General features: G+C 67.6%; 2 protein-coding genes. Both read right to left on the minus strand.

Annotated features, from left to right (window positions below):
- Nucleotides 1–35: 35 nt before the first annotated feature.
- A complete protein-coding gene (locus ACZ52J_RS42850) occupies nucleotides 36–1,040 on the minus strand; it encodes an IS3 family transposase (protein ID WP_465626865.1) in 1,005 nt (334 codons plus the stop codon).
- 20 nt (nucleotides 1,041–1,060) lie between these two features.
- Complete coding sequence (locus tag ACZ52J_RS42855) at nucleotides 1,061–1,444, minus strand: transposase (RefSeq protein ID WP_465626867.1); 384 nt, start codon at nucleotides 1,442–1,444, stop codon at nucleotides 1,061–1,063.
- Nucleotides 1,445–1,523 lie beyond the last annotated feature (79 nt).

Genomic DNA, 1,523 nt, shown 5'->3' on the forward strand with positions numbered 1-1,523 from the left:
CGGAAGATTTCAAGTCCAGTGAGACGGTCGTGACGCTATGAGGTTTGTGGTGCGGGTTCCCTGCGCTTGGCCGGGTCGTTGATCCACGCCGTCTTTGGGATCTCGGGTGGTCTGGGGCGGCGGCCGAAGCGCTCGGGGTGCCGTGCATAGGCCTCGACGAGGGTGACGGCCCGCTGGTCGCGGATCTCATCGGCGGTTCCGAAGTGGACGCTGGCGGGCGTGTGGAGTCCGATGCCCGAGTGCCGGTGCTCGTGGTTGTAGTACGAGATGAAGGTGTCGAACCATTCGCGGGCGTGGGCCAGGGAGTCGAACCGCTCGGGATAGTCGGACATGTACTTGGTGGTCTTGAACTGGGCCTCGCTGTACGGGTTGTCGTTGGAGACCTTGGGGCGCGAGTGACTTCTGGTGACCCCGAGGTCGATCAGCAGCTGGGAGACTTTCTTGCTGGTCATCGAGGTGCCGCGGTCGGCGTGCACGGTCTCGGGGACGATGCCGTTGCGCGCGATGGTCTCGCGGATCAACTCTTCCGCCCGCTCGGCGGATTCGGCCGCCTCGACGGTGTGGCCGACGATGTAGCGGCTGAAGATGTCAAGGATGACGTAGGCGTGGTACCAGATTCCCTTGCTGGGGCCGGCTGCCTTGGTGATGTCCCACGTGAACACCTGCGAAGGCGCGGTGGCAACCAGCTCGGGCACTGTTCTGGCCGGGTGGGTGGCCTGGCGGCGGCGCTCACCCGACTGCCCCCGCTCACGCAGGATCCGGTACATCGTGGAGACCGAGCAGTGGTAGCGCCCGGTATCCAGCTCGCGGGCCCAGATCTGTGCGGGCGGCAGCTCAGCGTACTCGGGGCTGTTCATCAACTCCAGTACCGCATCACGTTCTTCGGTCGAAAGGGCCGACGGTTGGACCTGGGGCTGTCGTGGCCCGCGCGCGGGCAGCGGCTGCAGCCTGCGGTAGTGGGTGGCCCGGGAGCGGCCGGTCAGCCGGCACGCGGCCGTGATGCCCAGTTCGTGTTCGACGCCGGCGAACGCCTCGTCCACGACCGGGTCGGCGGCGTGCCTCAGTCCGCGCCCTCGGAGATCATTTCCAAGAGCGCCGACGCTTTTCCCAGGACCTCCAGTGCGGCCTTGTTCCGGGCCAGTTCCTTCTCCAGCCGTTCCACCTGCCGACGCAGTTTCTCGTTCTCGACCTCGGCGGCGGACTTCTTCGTGCGGGCCGGGCTCGTGCGGCGGTCGGCCAGGTTCTCCAGGGCCCCGGCATCGCGCGCGGCCCGCCACTCGGTGACGTGCGAGTGGTACAGGCGCTCGCGGCGCAGGACCGCGCCCTTCTCGCCCTCGGGCGCGGCGTCGTACTCGGCCACGATCCGCAGCTTGTACTCGGGGCTGAACGTGCGGCGCTTCGGCCTGGGCGCCGGGTCGGCAGCGGACGAATTGGTGCTGGTCATCAGGGGTGGAACTCCTACTCGGGCCCTCTCAGGCTAACCCGACAAAGCGGGATGTCTCACCCAAGGCTGGCAGAGAGGG

It is taken from the genome of Kitasatospora sp. NPDC034035, from assembly GCF_055575755.1.